Raw genomic sequence first — 18,858 nt, forward strand, 5'->3', positions numbered from 1 at the left:
TCCTTCCGCCTTTTATTCAGAGAATAAAGGTGTTGAAAGGTATCTTTCACCTGTATCAGGCAGAAGCACAACAATAGTTTTTCCTGCATTTTCAGGGCGTTTTGCCACTTCGGTAGCGGCCCAGACGGCAGCTCCCGAGGAAATGCCGATCAGCAGCCCTTCAACCTTTGACAGCTCTCTTCCGGAAGCAAAGGCATCGTCATTTTCCACTGTTATTATCTCGTCATAAATTTTTGTATTTAATGTATCAGGAACAAATCCCGCTCCGATGCCCTGGATTTTGTGAGGCCCTGGAGTTCCCTTGGAAAGGACCGGTGAGCTTGCAGGCTCCACAGCGATTATCTTTACATCGGGATTTTTGGATTTTAAATACTCTCCTACTCCGCTGATAGTACCGCCTGTTCCGATACCTGATACAAATATATCTACTTTTCCCTCGGTATCCTCCCAGATTTCAGGACCGGTAGTGGCTTTGTGCACCGCTGGATTTGCAGGATTCACAAACTGTCCGGGAATAAAGCTATTGGGAGTTTCCTGAGCAAGTTCGTCTGCCTTTGCTATGGCACCTTTCATTCCCTTTGCACCTTCTGTAAGCACCAGTTCGGCGCCATAGGCCTTCAGGAGATTCCTGCGCTCTATACTCATTGTTTCGGGCATTGTGAGAATTATCCTGTAGCCTCTGGCAGCAGCAACAGAGGCCAGACCAATACCTGTATTTCCGCTGGTAGGCTCGATTATTACAGAACCGGGCTTCAATACTCCCTTTGCTTCGGCATCATCAATCATAGCTTTTGCTATTCTGTCCTTTACGCTTCCGGCAGGATTAAAGTATTCAAGCTTTGCTATTACTTTAGCTTTCAAAGCATGCTTCTTTTCATAATTTGCCAATTCCAGCAAGGGTGTTTTCCCTATTAAATCAGTGAGGCTCTTATAAATTTTAGACATATACATATTCTCCTTTATATTAATTATTTGTTTATGTTTGTGGTTTATGCAGTTTGAAAGCAACTATATTTCATACATATCATATATAATTACTATGAATTAATTATAATCCCATAGAATAGAATTGTCAATACGTTTTAGAATAAAATATATAATTAATATATGTTTAGTATGATATTGACTTTGATTTTCTATCAGAGTAATATTATGGATAATAATATTTTTAAATAGGGTTGATTTTTGTCTGAAGGGTCCATAATTGATTATAAACCTCAGTAACTACAGGGAGAATGCATATGATATATAATTTTGATGAAATAATCGACAGGAGAAATACAAATTCAATTAAATACGATTTTGCCAAACATAGGGGAAAACCGGAGGACTCTATTCCGCTGTGGGTTGCCGATATGGATTTCAAGACTCTCCCCCAGGTTACAGAAGCCCTGGAGAAGGTCAGCCGGCATGGAATCTTCGGGTACTCTGAAGTTAAGGAGGACTATTTTGCTACATTATATAAGTGGTTTTCCGGTAACTTTGGCTGGGAAATCCGTCCGGAATGGCTGGTGAAGACTCCTGGAATCGTTTTTGCTGTTGCCATGGCTGTAAAGGCCTTTACCGAAGCGGGAGAAGGAGTCATGATACAACAGCCGGTATATTATCCCTTTTCTGAAACCATTCTGGCCAACAGGCGCAAGCTGGTGAATAATCCGCTTGTCTACACTGGCGGGGAGTACAAAATGGATTTTGAAGATCTGGAAGCCAAAATCACTGCGGAAGATGTCAGGCTGTTTATTCTGTGCAATCCCCACAATCCGGTGGGAAGGGTGTGGACTAAAGAGGAACTGACCACTCTTGGAGATATATGTCTGAAACATGATGTGATAGTGCTTGCGGATGAAATCCACGCAGATTTCATATATGAAGGCCACAGACACCTGATTTTTTCAAGTCTCAAGCCGGAATATATGAGCAATACCATCACCTGCACCGCACCCAGCAAGACCTTCAATCTGGCAGGCCTCCAAGTGTCAAACATATTTATACAAAATCCTGCCTTAAAGAAAGGCTTTCAGGAGGAAATAGTAAAAAGCGGGTACAGCCAGTTAAACACCATGGGACTTGTGGCCTGCCAGGCGGCATACGAGCATGGTGCACAGTGGCTTAACCAGCTAAAGAGCTACCTGACGGATAATCTTTCGTATGTACGTGAATTCCTGGCTGAAAGACTTCCTGAAATAAGGCTGGTGGAGCCTCAGGGAACTTATCTTTTGTGGCTGGATTTCAGCGGCTTGGGTTTATCCGATGACAGCCTTGAGGACCTTGTTATAAACCAGGCAAAGCTCTGGTTGGATAACGGATTGATGTTCGGTGAGGAGGGGCGGGGCTTCCAAAGGGTAAATATAGCCTGCCCCAGGGGAATACTTACAAGAGCCCTGGGACAGTTGGAAAAAGCGGTCAGAAGGCTGTAAATACCTTTGACGGCCAAAATAACCGGACAACATAAAATATAACAATACAGGAAATAATCAACCCCGTGGAATTTGGGGAGAAAGGAATATAATCCGGGCCGGAAGATGAGAACCGGATTATACGTGGGATGATAATGAGCAAATTGACAAGAGAAGAGGCGTGGGCTTTATTGACGGAGTACAACAAGGAGTCCTTTCATCTGAGACATGCTTTGATTGTTGAGGGCACCATGAGATATTTTGCAGGAAAGCTGGGCTATGAAAAGGAGGAGGACTTCTGGGGAATCGTAGGTCTGCTCCATGACCTGGATTTCGAGCAATATCCTGAACAGCATTGTATAAAGCAGCAGGAAATTATGGCGGAAAGAGGCATCGAGCCGGCAGTCATCCATGCAACTGCCAGCCACGGTTATGCCCTTACCGTAGATATAGTGCCCGAACATCAGATGGAGAAAGTGTTGTACGCCGTAGACGAGTTGACCGGTCTCATTGGTGCGGTTGCCCTTATGCGCCCCTCCAAAAGTGTTTCAGACCTTGAGGTTAAATCAGTGAAGAAAAAGTACAAGACATCAAACTTTGCGGCAGGCTGCTCCCGTGAAGTTATTGAACGGGGTGCGGCCATGCTGGGCTGGGAGCTGGATTATCTCATAGAGCAGACCATCCTGGCAATGAGGGAATGTGAGGCTGCCATTGCTATTATGCTGGCATAAAGGTACAATAGATATTACCAAAGTCAATTGCGGCTCAAAGCCTTTGCCTTACAAAAGCCAGCAAGTTCTGACTTCAGGAGGCTTTGGCCTCAAACCAAAATTTATCGTCTTTCAGCCGATAGTAATTGACTTAACACGAACCTGTGAGGTAATATGGAAAAAGTTGCGTTGTTGGAATGTGCCGTATATGAGGTTGACCAGATTGAGAAGACACTGCGTGAGGGGTTTGAGCTTCTGGGCGGGGATAGCTTTTTGCGCCGGCTGATACCTGCGGGCAGCAGTGTTCTTCTGAAACCGAATCTACTTAGTGTGGTTGAGAAGGGCTCAACTGTAATTACACATTTTGCGGTCTTTGAAGCTGTAGTCAGAATCCTTGGTGAGTACAGCGGAAACATATCCTTTGGGGATTCTCCGGGACAGGAGGATACCAGAGTGGCGGCTGAAAAGTCGGGCCTTATGGAAGTGGCGAAAAGGTACGGCGTACAGTTTTGCGATTTTAACGAAGCAGTGCACTGCAAACTTGAAAGCCCTCTGATGTATAAGTACTGGAATATTGCAAGGGGACCATATGAGGCGGACGTGGTCATAACGCTTCCCAAGCTTAAAACCCATGCCATGATGTACTATACGGGAGCGGTTAAAAATCAGTTCGGCTGTATACCCGGAAGTCAAAAGGCCCAGTGGCACACAAAGCTGCCTGATTCAGCCAGCTTTGCAAAAATGCTTCTGGACTTGAATTCCGTCGTCAAAACAAACTTTGCAATACTTGACGGCATAATTGCCATGGAGGGAAACGGGCCAAGGAACGGAACCCCCAAGCAGATGAATACCATAATCATGGGTGAGTCCCTGACTGCTGTGGACTCAACTGCTGTCAGGCTCATAGGCTATAAGGACGTTTTGGCTGTTCCTGTTTTGAAGGCAGCCCAGGCTGCAAATTGGGGAACTGTACTGCCTGAGGAGATAGAGGTTCTGGGGCGGAGTATTGAAGAAATGAAGTGCAGGGATTTCAAACTTTCCAGAAATGCGAAAGTGATAAATTTTCTTACTCCCGGTCTGACAAGCCTTGTATCCACAATGACTGCACCTGACCCGGTTCTGGTGGAAGAAAAGTGTATCGGCTGCAGGAAGTGTCAGGAGGCCTGCCCTGAGAAAGCCAGGGTAATTTCTTTTATCAGGCACAATGGAAAGGTCATACCCAAATGGAATTACAGCAACTGCATAAGATGCTTTTGCTGTCAGGAGCTCTGTCCGAAAGGCGCCATAATCACAAGGGATAAAGCCTTGAGCAGGCTGTTGGGGCTGAATTGACAAAAAATTATGCTTTTTTAGCTGAAAAGAAATTGTTTTGGCAGCCGCCTGTTAAAATTTCCTTGATAATACGTATAAAAATATATATAATTAAGCATAATGACATACAAAAGCGATGATAAAAGCCATGGTTTATAGCTTTCATAAGAGAGCCGGTGTTTGGTGTGAGCCGGTGGAAGTGTGGGCCGGTCCACTTTTTGAGCGTTCAATGAAAAGTTGAAAGGTTTGGTACCCTTTATCGTACTTCTCTATGAGTGGCCGGTGCAGCTTGTGCCGGCAATTTGGGTGGCAACGCGGAATACTTTCGTCCCAGCAGTAACACGGGATGAAGGTTTTTTTATTTTCAGCAGCAGGCATTGCCGGATTAAGCCCGGAGGTTTATTCAATACAAACTTTTCGAAAAATATTAAATAATGAAGATTAGGAGTGTAGTTATGTTGGATTTAAAATTTGTAAGAGAAAATCCTGAAATAGTAAAACAGAACATAAAAAACAAGTTTCAGGACAAAAAGCTTGGTCTGGTGGATGAGGTTATTGACCTTGACTCTGAGTTGAGAGGTGCCAAGCAGGAGGCGGAAGCCTTAAGGGCTGACAGAAACAAGATTTCAAAGCAGATTGGCGGTCTGATGGCCCAGGGAAAAAAGGAAGAAGCAGAAGAGCTTAAAAAGAAAGTCAATGACGAGGCTGCCCGTCTGGCTGAGCTGGAAGTGAAGGAAGCCGAACTCCAGTCAAAGGTTAAAACCATAATGATGACTATACCTAATATTATTGATCCCAGTGTACCCATCGGTAAGGATGACAGTGAAAATGTGGAGGTTGAACGTTTTGGAGAACCTGCCTTAAAAGATTTTGACGTTCCATACCACACTGAAATCATGGAAAAATTGAGCGGGATAGATCTGGACAGTGCAAGAAAAGTGGCCGGAAACGGTTTTTATTACCTGATGGGCAATATTGCAAGGCTGCATTCGGCCGTAATATCCTATGCCAGAGATTTCATGATAGACAGGGGCTTTACATATTGTATTCCTCCTTTCATGATCAGAAGTGAAGTTGTGACAGGCGTTATGAGCTTTGCTGAAATGGATGCAATGATGTATAAGATAGAGGGTGAGGATTTGTACCTGATTGGAACCAGCGAACATTCCATGATAGGTAAATTTATTGACACTATTATACCTGAAAGCACTTTGCCACAGACTCTGACCAGTTATTCACCCTGCTTCAGAAAAGAAAAGGGAGCCCATGGCCTGGAAGAAAGAGGAGTCTACCGCATACACCAGTTTGAAAAGCAGGAGATGATAGTCGTCTGCAAGCCGGAGGACAGCATGGAGTGGTACCAGAAGCTCTGGAAGAACACCGTTGACCTGTTCCGCTCCCTTGACATACCAGTGAGAACGCTGGAATGCTGTTCGGGAGACCTTGCGGATCTGAAGGTGAAGTCGGTGGATATTGAAGCCTGGTCACCAAGGCAGAAAAAGTATTTTGAGGTGGGAAGCTGTTCAAATCTGGGTGATGCTCAGGCCCGCCGTCTGAAAATACGAGTTGACGGTGAAAACGGCAAGTACTTTGCACATACTTTGAACAATACGGTTGTCGCTCCCCCGAGAATGCTCATAGCATTTCTTGAAAACAATCTCAATGCAGACGGCTCGGTAAATATCCCTGCTGCTCTGCAGTCATATATGGGCGGGATGACGGTTATAAAATAAAATTCATATAAAAGTTTTTAAGGGAGCTGCAGCATAAGGCGCTTTTGGAAAGTCTGCCCATGCTGTAGCTCCTTTTTGCGTGCAGTCATCAAAGCAGGATTAAAGCATCTTTTGAAAGTGAAACGGTTTTTTGCTCTGGCCGGAGTTTCCTGAAATATAAAAATTAACAAGATATTCATAACCATAGCCCCAAGGGCATATATATACACTGTAGACATTGCCTGTGCAGCTTTATAAGCCAATTACGGCAAAATGTTGTTTGTCGCACGAAAATACTTGTAATTGGCTTGGCCTGCTTTGCAGTAATTTTGCCTTATTAAAGGGGGGTATATGGTTGAAGGAATATATAGAGGAACGGGTTTTGGAACTCGCAAATTATATTATTGACAAAAAGACTACAGTACGATATGCTGCTAAAAAGTTCGGGATCAGCAAAAGCACAGTCCACAAGGATGTTACCGAAAGACTAGAGAAAATAAATCCTACACTTATGAACGATGTCAGAATCATACTGGAGGAAAATAAGGCAGAAAGGCATATCCGGGGCGGAGAAGCAACAAAGGCGAAGTATCAGAGCAGGTAGGTTTACATAGACAAGGTGTGAAGGAAAAAGCAATAATTTACATAGAGGATGAAGTTTGAAAAGCCGGGTGCGTTAAGCAACCCGGCTTTTGGTTGTTTTGGACTTCTCCCCTGTTAATGTTACTCAGGATAAATAGCAATAAGCCTTCATCGTTTAAATGCACTATTGAAAATAAGCAGGATTTCTTCTGCAAGCACTTCCGCCGGTTTATCAGGTTCATGGTATAGCCAGTATATCAGCAATTGGCTGTAGCCTGCCACATAGAATCTGGTCTGGGTTTTATAGAAGGAATTATTCCCAGTCTCGGCTATGTCATACGTATCGTTTAATATGGTTGTAAACCAGTCGAAAATCAGCTTTTGAAAAAAATTATAAAAGGAATGCTGCTTGTCGTCTCTGAAGGCACTTTTAAAGAACCTTCTGTGCTCCTCGAAGTAATGCAGGATTCTGGGAACCTCTTCAATAGACTGCTGGATCAAGGATTTTCCGGAGGCGGTATCATAATCTATTACAAGCATCTGGGTTACTACCTTATACAGTAAATCGTACTTATCAGTAAAATGATAATAAAATGAATTACGGTTTACCCCTGCTAGATAGGTAATATTTTGCACCCTTATTTTATCAAATGGCATAGCTGTCATCAGATATTGGAATGCTTCGATTATGTCACTTCTGGTTTTGCTTTTTTTGCGTTGACTTTCCACCAATATCACTCCCTGTTGTTGTTTTTTGGACAATTAGAAAAAATTGCCTATTTATTAGTATACTTATTGGGAATATAATACTCAATAGTAAAATAATGTAAATTAAATTAATAAGGGGGGCGATATTTATGTCACATGTATTATTTATCAATGTATTTGGTCACGGGCACATCAATCCCACCATAGGCCTGGTTGAAGAATTGCTTGAAAGGGGAGAAAAGGTCACGTATATAGCCGGGGAAGAGTTCAGAAGCAGGATAGAAAACCTGGGTGCGGTATTTATAGGCTATAAAAATTTTAATGAGCTGGAATTCAATAACGGGGATATCGGCCTGACTGAGATGGAACCTCAATTAATGGAGATTGCCCGGGTTTATATTGGAATAATTGAAACGGTTTTCAGTATTGAGGAGAGGTTTGATTGCATCATATATGACCTGTTGTTTTTTCTTGGCGCTGAAATAGCAAAAGTTTTAAAAGTACCTGCAATAAGTTCCAACTCCACTTTTGCAATTAATGATAAGACCAATTATCTTTCAGACTTTTTTGCCAGGTTCGGCCCTGCTGTGAAAAGACTTCTCAATAATCCGGGCTTTACTCCCGTGGTCAGGCATTTATGGGACAAGTACGGCATAGAGGTGCCGGATCTGTTCAGCTTGCATTCTTTAAAAAATGATATCAATATTGTTTATACTTCGAAATATTTTCAAATTTGCGGGAACAGCTTTGATGAAAGTTATAAGTTCATAGGCCCATCAATTCCGGATAGGAGGGAACCCATGGAACCGGCACTGCTGGAGCATCACAGGAGCAAAACCATCTACATTTCCCTTGGGACGATATTCAACAGGTCTGTGGAGTTTTATAAAAGCTGCCTTGCTGCCTTTGGAGACATGGATGCAAGGATTATCATGTCTGTTGGAAGGAATATAAATATGGAAAGCTTCAGGGATATTCCTGAAAACTTTGTCATTATGGACCATGTACCGCAGCTTGAGGTATTGAAGCATGCAGATTTATTCATCACACACGGGGGTATGAACAGTGCTAATGAAAGCTTGTACTATTCGGTGCCGTTGATTGCGGTACCTCATTTCTTTGATCAGCCCATAGTTGCATACAGAGTTGCCGAACTTGGGGCCGGGATTGTTATTGAAAAGGATAAGGTTTCTCCTGAAAGATTAAAAGAGGCGGCAGTCAGCATTTTTTCCAACAGAGGTTACAGGCAAAACAGCGAGAAGGCAGGGAAAACGCTGAGAGCAGCAGGAGGCTATAAGAGAGGAGTTGATGAGATTTTAAATATTATAAACAGTAGAAAGTTAAACGGAGATCTTATTCTCAGGTAGTCTGCCGGAAAAATTAACCGGCAAATCAAAAAAATTAATTTGGGAGGTATACTTATGAAGAAAAGAATAATATCGGCATTGCTTTGCACAGTATTAATATCTGCCAGTGTTATGGGCTCAGGGGCTTTCGCCCTTGATGTGAAAATCAGCCCTGAAATTCCGGCTTATGTTGATGTGACAAAAGTCACTCCGGCAGACGCTCAAGCAATATATAAGGAAATAAAAGATACTTTGAGCTTTCAGGAATACATACAACGCAACTGGAATAACCTGCCCATAGAAAAGGATATGGATTTGTATAATTCAAAGGAGGCTTGGGTAGGAAAGCCCGGAGATATCCTGATTGCTGCAATTGATCCTGGCAATACCGATATGAATGCAATATCCATGGGCTCCCTTACCACCCATTCCGCGTTTGTGGATTCCGACCCCAAAATGGTTCTGGAGCTTTTCCAGGATGGCATTGAAAACCATGTAAATGACTGGAGAACCAGATATAAAAAAATTCTGGTGGTACGTCCGAAGGTTGATCAAAAAATCATAGCGGATGCCATTGCATACGGGCATACAAGAATAGGCACACCCTTCAGCTATTTTACCAATATGTTCGAGAAGACGAAGATAGATAAGTATTATTGCTCACAGTATGTATGGGATTGTTATGTAAAGAGCGGAGCGGATCTGGACGGAAATGGCGGAAAAGCTGTTTTCCCATACGATTTTTTGAGAAGCGACAAGGTGTCAATCGTATATAAGCAGGGTTAGCTTCGAGCCTTCAACAATAAATCCCCCGCTGTCTGACAGCGGGGGATTTATTGTTCTGGTGCAGACATTGGTTTGACCTCCACAATGCCTAATGGTATAATATTACATACATTACAATATTTACATATAAATGTGAGGATAAATGCAGATTTATAAAAGTTAATTTGAGCCAGGGATTTAAAAAACTGATTCGGGGAGGTGCCAGCTATGATAAGACTAAATATTGATTTGCCTCCTGTTATAGGCTATCTGCATCATGCATATCTGTTGTCTGTTGCCCGGGAACACCCGGACTTCAAGGAATGGTTCAACACGAATTATATACAGATGAAATATTACCCTCAAAGGTATTGGCTCAATTTTCACAGGCTGGATTTGTATGGGGGAGCATTTGACTACTGTCCGCTGCTTGACCTGCAGATGGTAAAAAATGAGTTTTTAAGAATAAATGGTATTGATATTGTGGAATTAGCCGTCAAATATATTGAGCAGGGCTATTATATATGGCTTTATATTGATGAGTTCTATGACCGGAACAGAAGAGCCTATAATACAAGGCATTTCATTCATGAAAACCTGCTGCACGGGTTTGACCCGGATACCCGCTGCTTTTATTCGTCGGGTTTTGATCAAAATCAAAAGTACACTTTTTCCGAGACACGATATCAGGATTTGTCAGATTCATTTAATCATGCCCCGGACAACCTTCACCTGAAAATTTTAAAGCCGAATAGTAATGCTGTATTTAAGCTGGAGCTGGAAAATATCAAAAATACATTGAGTGATTACCTGAACTCCTGCAATACGTCAAAAAGGTCCATAATGTATAATAATCCAACCTCGGACTGTGTATACGGCCTGGAAATCTATAAACATCTGAAAACATATTTTGAAGCCCTTCTTAATGAAAAGACCTACTATGACATACGAATACTGCATATACTCTGGGAGCACAAAAGGTGTATGACCGCAAGGATTGCCTACTTGCATGAAACAAAGCACCTGACCCGGCATGGGCCGATTTTGAATTCCAGCATTGAAATTGAAAACAAGGTGCTGATGCTGAGAAATCTGCAAATGAAATATGAAAAAAACAGGAACAGGGAGCATATTGAGAAGATAATCCGTTCATTGGAGGAAATATCCATTCAGGAGGCCCACACCATAAATGAATTATTGGCAAACATAGTTGAGTAATGGCTTCCATTACCGGTGTAACTTTAAAACATCAAGCACATCTAAAAAATTTTGTCGAAAATGTTACCGGATTGTTGTTATCAAAAAGATTTAGGATTAAAATAAGCATAGCTGGCATAATATAAACAGCGTTTTGCCCGGACGGGAAATGACAGCCCAGGAAAGCTGCAAGACTCAATATAAGTTTTAGATACAAAAAATAATATTTTAAGAAAACGGGAAATAAATTATGAACAATTCAGGCACATTTAATGACGTTGGAACCAATAACAGTACAGACCGCGAAAACTTTTTTACAAATCCCATTCTGCCGGGATTTTATCCCGACCCGTCCATTTGCCGTGTTGGAGAAGACTACTATCTGGTAACCTCCTCCTTTTCCTACTTTCCTGGCATACCTGTCTTTCACAGCAGGGACCTGGTTAACTGGAGACAGATAGGGCATGTTCTGGACCGCCCGTCACAGTTGGACCTGGATGAGGGTAAACACTCGGAGGGGATTTTTGCACCTACCATAAGGTATAATGAAGGAAGGTTCTATGTTATAACCACCAATGTGACCCGGGGCGGAAACTTTATCGTGACGGCCGAAAATCCTTCCGGGCCATGGTCTGAGCCATACTGGCTGGAAAATGCCCCTGGAATAGATCCCTCCCTGTTCTTTGATGATGACGGAAGGGCTTATTATGTGGGAACCAGTGAAGCTTCCGAAGGAGGCAAATATTACGGTGACAATGAAATCTATCTTCAGGAACTGAACCTGAACAGTATGTCCCTAAAAGGCCCCAGGTACGGACTGTGGAGAGGTGCACTGAAAAATGCCGTTTGGTCTGAAGGGCCTCACTTGTATAAGATAGGCGGGGTATATTACCTGATGATAGCTGAAGGAGGAACGGATTATCACCATTCTGTAACCATAGCGCGAAGCCCGCAACTGACGGGGCCTTATGAGGGCAACCCCGGAAATCCTATTCTGACCCACAGGCATCTCGGCAGAAATTATCCCATTGTAAATACCGGACATGCGGATCTGGTGGAGACACAAAATGGGGAATGGTGGATGGTGGCACTGGCATCCAGGCCATATGGAGGTTATTTTAGAAATCTTGGAAGGGAGACTTTCCTGGCTCCTGTAAAATGGGAAGACGGCTGGCCTATAGTCAGTCCCGGTACAGGCAGGATAGAATTCAATTACAAAAGGCCGGTACTTCCGCAAGAGGAGGCGGCAGCTTTTTCCCGGAGAGATGATTTTGACAGCTCCCAGCTTGCACTTATCTGGAATACACTTCGGACTCCCAGATCCAGTTCCTGGAGTTTGACGGAAAGAAGGGGACACTTGAGACTGAGGCTGAGGCCGCAAAAAATTACCGAGAAGGCGAATCCAAGCTTTATAGGCCGGAGACAGCAGCATATGGCATTTGCCGCAGCGGCAGCCATGGAATTTCAACCTGCCCTGGAAGGTGAATCGGCAGGTATAGCCTTAATACAAAGTGATGATTACAATATCCGGTTTGAGTATACCTTGAATGAGGGTAAAAATATCCTGCAGCTTGTCCGCTGCCATGCAGGGACTGAAACGGTAATAGCAGTCCGGGAGATCAAAGGCGGGAGGCTATACCTCAAGGCGGCGGCCCGGGAACAGGAGTTGAGCTTCTACTATGGCCTTGATGAGGAAAACCTTACCAGCCTGGCTGAAAATGTTGACGGAAGGTTTCTGAGCGCTGATGTGGCGGGAGGTTTTGTAGGAACCTATATTGGAATGTTTGCCAGCAGCAATGGAAAAGCCAGCGTGAACCACGCTGACTTTGACTGGTTTGAGTACTGCTGGTGAACAGGAGAATGCTGAATTATGCTGCTGTGCCGGTTTAGGGTGTTTTCATCAAAACCCTGGCCGGCACGGCACAAAGTGCCGGATTACACTAAAATCAAGTCTTTTTGATAAATTCCAGCTTGCATTTCGGGCAGGTTATGCGTATCTTGCCTTTGCCCTTCGGCACTCTGACTTCCTGCTTGCAGCCGGGGCATTTAAAGTACCTGTGGGTTTTGTAAGTGCTCACCCTGCTGCGTTTTTTAAAAAACCAGCCTGCTATGGGATTCCATAGCTTTAAAAAGTAGGTATTTTCCTTCCGGCGGGCGGAGTGATTTTTGGAAAGGGCTCTTAACAGGAACACGAGGAAGGGAAGATACACCAAATAGTTTAATAATCCCAAGGGAAACAAATAGAATATTATTGAGATTAAAAATGAAAGAAACAGCAGCCCCAGTGATAACTGGTCAACACCATATCTTCCATACATAAATTTTCTGAACCAATTCATAAACTGTCCTCCATAAAAAGCTTTTAATATTATAAATTAACTCGTTGTGCCAGTTAAAAATGTGGTAAACAGGCAAAAGCTGCCTGGATGCTGCCCACTCCCGGACGAGCTTCAAATAAATGCTTGTCTCTTAAAGATTTTGTTAATCAGCACAACAGGTTAAATTAATAAGTTTCTTTTCGCAGGTATCAGACTTCCGCTGCAAATCATATTTATTTAATTGTAGTGTTGCGGATAATAATTTTCAAGATAACTCTGAAAAATTCACAATAAGTTTATTTTCTTGATATTTATCAGGGTGTGTGTTAAAATATTATCAATATATTCTCATTGAATATGTTGCCATTTACATAAGCATTCCAAACTCAAAGCCGCTGCTGAGAGTGAGGGGCGTGGCATGAGCAAATCAAGCTGTTATAAGGCTCGTGCCGTAAAAGTTAATATTTATATCGTTCTGCTTACGAGGGTTAGTCCCGAATTAAAAGACGGTACTGTGTGTTTCTGGAGGAATATTTTTTCGGATAAGATAAAAACCCTGTGCCGTTTTTGCGCCCAGGGTTTAATTATTGTCCGGGGGAATATATATTTTTTGGATAAATAATTAGGGCATGGAGTTAAAACATCAGACACGGAGGTACAGTGATGGAGACAAGAATTGCACTGATAGGTATCATAGTTGACGACGTTTCAGCCACAGACAAGCTGAACAGCATACTGCACGACTTTGGGAAATATATAATAGGAAGAATGGGGATACCCTATCGTCAAAAGGATGTATGTATCATAAGCGTTGTGATAGACGCACCCAACGATGTGATAAGTTCGCTTTCCGGGAAACTGGGTATGGTTCCCGGTATCAATATCAAAACTGTCTATTCGAAGGTTTAATTGTATAATTAACGGAGGTTGTAACCAATATGTATAACAGCAAATCAATGGTGGCAACGGAGTTCATTGACCATGAGGAAATATTGAATACACTTGAATTTGCAGGCAAGAACAGGGAAAATACTGCTTTGCTTGAGGAAATACTGGAAAAAGCAGGGCAATTTAAAGGTCTGACATATAAAGAGGCTGCAGTTCTTTTGGAATGTGAGCTTGAAGGGATAAAAGCCAGGATATTCACCCTGGCGGAGCACATAAAGCAGAAGTTTTATGGAAACCGTATAGTGATGTTTGCACCGCTTTATCTGTCAAATTACTGTATAAATGAATGCAGATACTGTCCCTATCATGGGTCCAACAGGCACATAGCAAGGAGGCAGCTCTCACAGGAGGATATCGTGAGGGAGGTAATGGCTCTGCAGGACATGGGACATAAACGTCTTGCTCTGGAGACAGGGGAAGACCCTGAAAACTGTCCCATAGAATATGTACTTGAAAGCATAAAAACCATATACGGCATTAAACATAAAAACGGTGAAATCCGGCGTGTAAATGTCAACATAGCCGCGACAACCGTGGAAAACTACAGGAAGCTTAAGTCTGCCGGAATAGGTACTTACATTCTTTTTCAGGAAACCTACCACAGGCCTACCTACGAAGACCTGCATCCAAAGGGGCCCAAGCACAATTATGCGTATCACACCGAGGCAATGGACAGGGCCATGGAGGCGGGGATTGATGATGTAGGCCTGGGTGTCCTGTTTGGACTGAACCTGTATAAGTATGATTTTGTAGGTCTGCTGATGCATGCCCGGCATCTGGAGGATGCAATGGGTGTTGGCCCGCATACCATAAGCGTTCCAAGAATAAGGCCTGCTGATGATGTGGATATCAGCGAGTATTCAAATGCCATCCCTGATGAAATATTTGAAAAAATCGTTGCAATTTTAAGAATAGCAGTGCCCTATACAGGAATAATCATGTCAACCAGGGAATCGGAAAAGACCCGTGAGGAATGTCTTAAGCTTGGTGTCTCCCAAATCAGCGGAGGTTCCTCAACCAGTGTGGGGGGGTATGCCGAAAAAGAGACAGAAAATACGGCTCAATTTGAGGTTAACGACACCAGAACCCTGGACCAGATAGTCAACTGGCTTATGAGACTAGGGTACATTCCCAGTTTCTGTACCGCCTGCTATCGTGAAGGAAGAACCGGCGACAGGTTCATGAGACTTGTAAAAAGCGGCGCCATTGCAAATGTCTGTCAACCCAATGCCCTTATGACTCTTAAGGAGTATTTGGAGGATTATGCCTCTCCGGATACAAGGAACCTTGGAGAAAAAATGATAGCAGGTGAGGTTGAAACACTTGGAAACCCTGATGTTAAAAGGATTGTGAAAGAACATTTGAATGAGCTTCACAAGGGGAAAAGGGATTTCAGATTTTAACAATATCTTATGCAGCAAGGTTTTATTAAATTTTATATAAAGATTAATTGGCAGCTAAGGGATAAATATTTTGATTGAGTGCATATACAGCACGGATAGGAGATGATTTTTAACATGAGTCTTACCAACACCCCCAGTGCAAACAGGCTTCACATTGCCTTGTTTGGAAGAAGAAACAGCGGTAAATCTTCGTTGATAAATGCCATTACGGGCCAGGATATTGCCTTGGTTTCGGAGGTGGCAGGAACTACAACCGACCCGGTGTACAAAGCAATGGAGCTGCACCCCGTGGGCCCGGTGATGTTTATAGATACTGCCGGCTTTGATGATGAAGGCACCCTTGGAGAAATGCGAATTGAGAAGACTAAAAAAGCTGTTTTGAAAACTGATGTGGCAATAGTATTTTTTTGCGACACCCAGCTTTCACTTGAGAAGGAATGGGTTTCAGAACTGAGAAAGAGGAAGATACCTGTTATCCCGGTAATAAATAAGGCAGATGTTATAGAAAATGCAGCAGAAATTGAAAAGTGTGTAAAAGAGGCGCTGTGTCTTTCGCCAATAATAATAAGCGCCAGGGAAAAAACCGGGCTTGACAGAGTGAGAGAAGAACTGATAAAGGCCGTTCCTGAGGATTTTGAAATAAAGAGTATTACCTCCCATCTGGTAGAGGAAGGCGACCTTGTGCTTCTGGTCATGCCCCAGGACATCCAGGCTCCCAAGGGAAGGCTCATATTGCCGCAGGTTCAGATTATACGGGACCTGCTTGACATTAAGTGTCTGGTGATGAGTGTCACCACAGACAAGCTGGAACAGGCGCTCAAGACATTGGTGCAGCCTCCGAAGCTCATAATAACCGACTCGCAGGTATTTGGAAAAGTATATGCCCTAAAGCCCGAAGAAAGCCTGCTGACTTCTTTTTCCGTGCTGTTCGCAGAATACAAGGGAGATATAGCAGCCTATGTTGAGGGAGCAGGAGCCATAGACAGACTGACGGAAGGCTCGGCGGTTTTAATTGCCGAAGCCTGTACACATGCGCCTCTGAGTGAAGATATAGGGCGTATTCAATTGCCGAGACTGCTCAGGCAAAAGGTTGGAGAGGGCATTACCATTGATATAGTCAGCGGTACAGATTTCCCCAAAGACCTGTCAAAATATTCTCTGGTTATTCAGTGCGGCTGCTGCATGTTCAACAGAAAATACGTACTTACACGTATAGCGGTTGCGCAGGAACAGAATGTGCCGGTTTGCAATTATGGAATAGCCATTGCAAAGATGAGCAACATCCTGGACAAGGTGGCGCTGTAGCAGGAAATAAATGACAAAATGCTTAAATAAACCTTATAACTTATCAAAAGCTTACAAAAATATTGCATAATTAAATTAATATGATAATATAAATAATAGATAAATTTAACTTGAATAATTGTAATATTTTATGTGGTATTTAATATCTATATAAATAATGTACATTCTTGTTAGCTATCAAATTGTTTTAAGGGGAGTTGTTATATTTGGGTTTTGGACAGGATATAGGAATAGATTTGGGAACTGCTACAGTACTTGTTTATATTAAGGGTAAGGGTATCGTTTTGAGAGAGCCTTCCGTTGTTGCCATAGATAAGAATACAAATAAATTATTGGCGGTAGGTGAAGAAGCCAGAAGAATGCTGGGCAGAACCCCCGGAAATATAGTTGCCATAAGGCCTTTGCGGGAGGGTGTCATATCCGATTATGACATTACCGAGCGAATGCTGAAGTATTTTATAAACAAAGTCACTGGAAGCAGGAGATTCTTCAAGCCGAGGATAATGGTATGTGTACCCAGCGGTGTTACCGAGGTTGAGAAGCGTGCCGTCATAGATGCCTCCATGCAGGCCGGGGCCAGAAAAACCTACCTGATTGAAGAACCGATAGCTGCGGCCATTGGTGCAGGTATTGACATAGCAAAGGCTTGTGGAAGCATGGTTGTTGATATGGGCGGAGGTACCACAGATATAGCCGTCATATCTCTCGGCGGAACTGTTGTGAGTACTTCCATAAAGGTTGCCGGAGACAAATTTGACGAGGCGATTGTAAGGTATATGCGCAAAAAGCACAATATAATGATAGGCGAAAGAACTGCCGAGGAGCTCAAAATCAACATTGGCACAGTTTTCCCCAGAGTTCAGGAAGTGACTATGGACATAAGAGGGCGAAACCTGATTTCCGGTCTCCCGAAAACCATAACCATATCGTCCACTGAAATGATGGAGGCGCTTGAGGAACCTATCTCCAGTGTTGTTGAAGCCGTTCACTCGGTATTGGAGCGCACGCCGCCGGAATTAGCCGCCGACATTAGCGACAGGGGTATAGTGATGACCGGGGGAGGAAGCCTGATATACGGACTTGATAAGCTCCTTCAGGAAAAAACCGGTATAAATGTCATCATAGCGGATGATTCCATATCCTGTGTGGCGCTGGGAACAGGGAAGGCGCTGGACAACATAGAAGCAATTGAAGAAACCGCCTTGTCTGAAAGCAGGGGCAACAGGAGGTAAATTGAATATATGAAGAGTTGGCTTTGGAAATATAAGCCGGCTCTTTTTTATATAATTTGTATTAAGTAAACATGGCATAATACCGATAATTAATTGATGACTTTTATACGAGGAGATTTCTCATGATTAGAGGTTTATATACTTCTGCATGGAGTATGATTGCAAACAGCAAAAAGATGGATGTCATTACAAATAACCTGGCCAATGTGAATACCGCAGGTTACAAAAAGGACACCGTGGTTTTTGAAAGCTTTCCGGAGCTTTTGACCAAGAGGATCAATGATTCCAAAAATTCGTCCAATATTGGTTCTATGGAGCTTAGCAGCGATGTGGGTGAGATATATACATATTTTACTCAAGGCCAGTTAAACCAGACCAACAACAGGATGGACATTGCCATAAGCGATGACAACAGAGGTGAGAAAGCAAGTCCGGCTTTTTTTGCAATCGGTGTGCTTGACCCTTCGGATAACAACAATATAAAAGAGTACTATACAAAGGACGGCTCCTTTGTGTTAAATTCAAATAACCAGTTGGTTACCAGGGACGGTAATTTCGTTCTGGGGCAGAATGGCCCTGTAACACTGGAACCTGGTGAATTTGCTGTAGATGACAGCGGAAATATCGTTCAAAACGGTGTTGTAATAGATGCACTCAGGATAACTCAGTTCAGTGATGCCACACAGCTTCGCAAATTCCGGGACAACCTGATAGAGAATTCCGGAAGTGAAACCTCGGCTTTTACCGGGAAGGTTATGCAGGGCTTCAGTGAGGAATCAAATGTTAACGTTATAGATGAAATGGTAGATATGATTACTGTAATGAGGGCATATGAAGCAAACCAAAAGCTGCTTCAGTCTCAGGATTCCCTGCTTGAAAAGGCTGTTAATGAAGTGGGAGTTGTAAGATAAGAAATGTCTTTGTG

General features: G+C 43.1%; 17 protein-coding genes and 1 other annotated feature. Of the genes, 14 read left to right on the forward strand and 3 right to left on the reverse strand.

The genetic code is table 11. The annotated features are described in order from the left end of the window. Positions 1-12: 12 nt before the first annotated feature. Positions 13-945, reverse strand: coding sequence for a cysteine synthase A (cysK, locus tag CLHUN_RS11280; protein WP_080064701.1), 933 nt, complete (start codon positions 943-945; stop codon positions 13-15). A 296-nt stretch (positions 946-1,241) separates the two neighbouring features. Between cysK and CLHUN_RS11285 the strand changes: the two genes are divergently transcribed. The 5 genes from CLHUN_RS11285 to spoIIID all read left to right on the forward strand — a co-directional run bounded on the left by CLHUN_RS11285 (position 1,242) and on the right by spoIIID (position 6,733). Beyond that, on the forward strand, positions 1,242-2,417 hold the full coding sequence (locus CLHUN_RS11285; protein WP_080064702.1) for a MalY/PatB family protein: 1,176 nt from the start codon (positions 1,242-1,244) through the stop codon (positions 2,415-2,417). A 134-nt stretch (positions 2,418-2,551) separates the two neighbouring features. Beyond that, positions 2,552-3,127: a hydrolase gene (locus CLHUN_RS11290; RefSeq protein WP_080064703.1), complete on the forward strand. Its 576-nt coding sequence runs from the start codon at positions 2,552-2,554 to the stop codon at positions 3,125-3,127. A 153-nt stretch (positions 3,128-3,280) separates the two neighbouring features. Then, positions 3,281-4,438 carry a DUF362 domain-containing protein gene (locus CLHUN_RS11295; protein ID WP_080064704.1) on the forward strand — a complete coding sequence of 386 codons (1,158 nt, stop codon included), beginning with the start codon at positions 3,281-3,283 and terminating at the stop codon, positions 4,436-4,438. Positions 4,439-4,544: 106 nt separating this feature from the next. After that, positions 4,545-4,753, forward strand: a binding site (T-box leader). A gap of 119 nt (positions 4,754-4,872) precedes the next feature. Continuing rightward, a complete protein-coding gene (serS, locus tag CLHUN_RS11300) occupies positions 4,873-6,150 on the forward strand; it encodes a serine--tRNA ligase (RefSeq protein WP_080064705.1) in 1,278 nt (425 codons plus the stop codon). A 334-nt stretch (positions 6,151-6,484) separates the two neighbouring features. After that, the gene (gene spoIIID / locus CLHUN_RS11305) at positions 6,485-6,733 is read left to right on the forward strand and encodes a sporulation transcriptional regulator SpoIIID (RefSeq protein WP_080064706.1); all 249 of its coding nucleotides are present in this window, start codon (positions 6,485-6,487) and stop codon (positions 6,731-6,733) included. 146 nt (positions 6,734-6,879) lie between these two features. Here the strand turns inward: spoIIID and CLHUN_RS11310 are convergent, their stop codons facing one another. After that, entirely contained in the window at positions 6,880-7,440 is a 561-nt protein-coding gene (locus CLHUN_RS11310; RefSeq protein ID WP_080064707.1) for a TetR/AcrR family transcriptional regulator C-terminal domain-containing protein, read from the reverse strand. Positions 7,441-7,568: 128 nt separating this feature from the next. On the opposite strand from CLHUN_RS11310, the gene CLHUN_RS11315 reads away from it, so the two are divergent. The 4 genes from CLHUN_RS11315 to CLHUN_RS11330 all read left to right on the forward strand — a co-directional run bounded on the left by CLHUN_RS11315 (position 7,569) and on the right by CLHUN_RS11330 (position 12,579). Next, positions 7,569-8,786 (forward strand): macrolide family glycosyltransferase, encoded by a 1,218-nt coding sequence (locus CLHUN_RS11315; protein ID WP_080064708.1) that lies wholly within the window; start codon positions 7,569-7,571, stop codon positions 8,784-8,786. A gap of 54 nt (positions 8,787-8,840) precedes the next feature. Next, positions 8,841-9,551: a YiiX/YebB-like N1pC/P60 family cysteine hydrolase gene (locus CLHUN_RS11320; RefSeq protein ID WP_080064709.1), complete on the forward strand. Its 711-nt coding sequence runs from the start codon at positions 8,841-8,843 to the stop codon at positions 9,549-9,551. A gap of 207 nt (positions 9,552-9,758) precedes the next feature. Further along, the gene (locus CLHUN_RS11325; protein ID WP_080064710.1) at positions 9,759-10,748 is read left to right on the forward strand and encodes a hypothetical protein; all 990 of its coding nucleotides are present in this window, start codon (positions 9,759-9,761) and stop codon (positions 10,746-10,748) included. Between the two features lie 229 nt (positions 10,749-10,977). Beyond that, a complete protein-coding gene (locus tag CLHUN_RS11330) occupies positions 10,978-12,579 on the forward strand; it encodes a glycoside hydrolase family 43 protein (protein WP_080064711.1) in 1,602 nt (533 codons plus the stop codon). A 94-nt stretch (positions 12,580-12,673) separates the two neighbouring features. On the opposite strand, the gene CLHUN_RS11335 is transcribed toward CLHUN_RS11330, so the two are convergent. Then, the gene (locus CLHUN_RS11335; RefSeq protein WP_080064712.1) at positions 12,674-13,066 is read right to left on the reverse strand and encodes a hypothetical protein; all 393 of its coding nucleotides are present in this window, start codon (positions 13,064-13,066) and stop codon (positions 12,674-12,676) included. A gap of 642 nt (positions 13,067-13,708) precedes the next feature. On the opposite strand from CLHUN_RS11335, the gene CLHUN_RS11345 reads away from it, so the two are divergent. The 5 genes from CLHUN_RS11345 (at position 13,709) to CLHUN_RS11365 (ending at position 18,844) form a co-directional block, all read left to right on the forward strand. Beyond that, positions 13,709-13,954: a TM1266 family iron-only hydrogenase system putative regulator gene (locus CLHUN_RS11345; RefSeq protein WP_080064714.1), complete on the forward strand. Its 246-nt coding sequence runs from the start codon at positions 13,709-13,711 to the stop codon at positions 13,952-13,954. Between the two features lie 29 nt (positions 13,955-13,983). Then, a complete protein-coding gene (gene hydG, locus CLHUN_RS11350; protein WP_080064715.1) occupies positions 13,984-15,396 on the forward strand; it encodes a [FeFe] hydrogenase H-cluster radical SAM maturase HydG in 1,413 nt (470 codons plus the stop codon). A gap of 114 nt (positions 15,397-15,510) precedes the next feature. Next, positions 15,511-16,701, forward strand: a complete 1,191-nt coding sequence (gene hydF / locus CLHUN_RS11355) for a [FeFe] hydrogenase H-cluster maturation GTPase HydF (protein WP_080064716.1) — start codon at positions 15,511-15,513, stop codon at positions 16,699-16,701. Positions 16,702-16,907: 206 nt separating this feature from the next. Beyond that, entirely contained in the window at positions 16,908-17,933 is a 1,026-nt protein-coding gene (mreB, locus tag CLHUN_RS11360) for a rod shape-determining protein (RefSeq protein WP_080064717.1), read from the forward strand. A 122-nt stretch (positions 17,934-18,055) separates the two neighbouring features. After that, a complete protein-coding gene (locus CLHUN_RS11365; RefSeq protein WP_080064718.1) occupies positions 18,056-18,844 on the forward strand; it encodes a flagellar hook-basal body protein in 789 nt (262 codons plus the stop codon). Positions 18,845-18,858: the final 14 nt, after the last annotated feature.

The sequence above is a fragment of the Ruminiclostridium hungatei genome (assembly GCF_002051585.1).
In the GTDB taxonomy this organism is placed as follows: Bacteria; Bacillota; Clostridia; order Acetivibrionales; family DSM-1351; genus Ruminiclostridium; species Ruminiclostridium hungatei.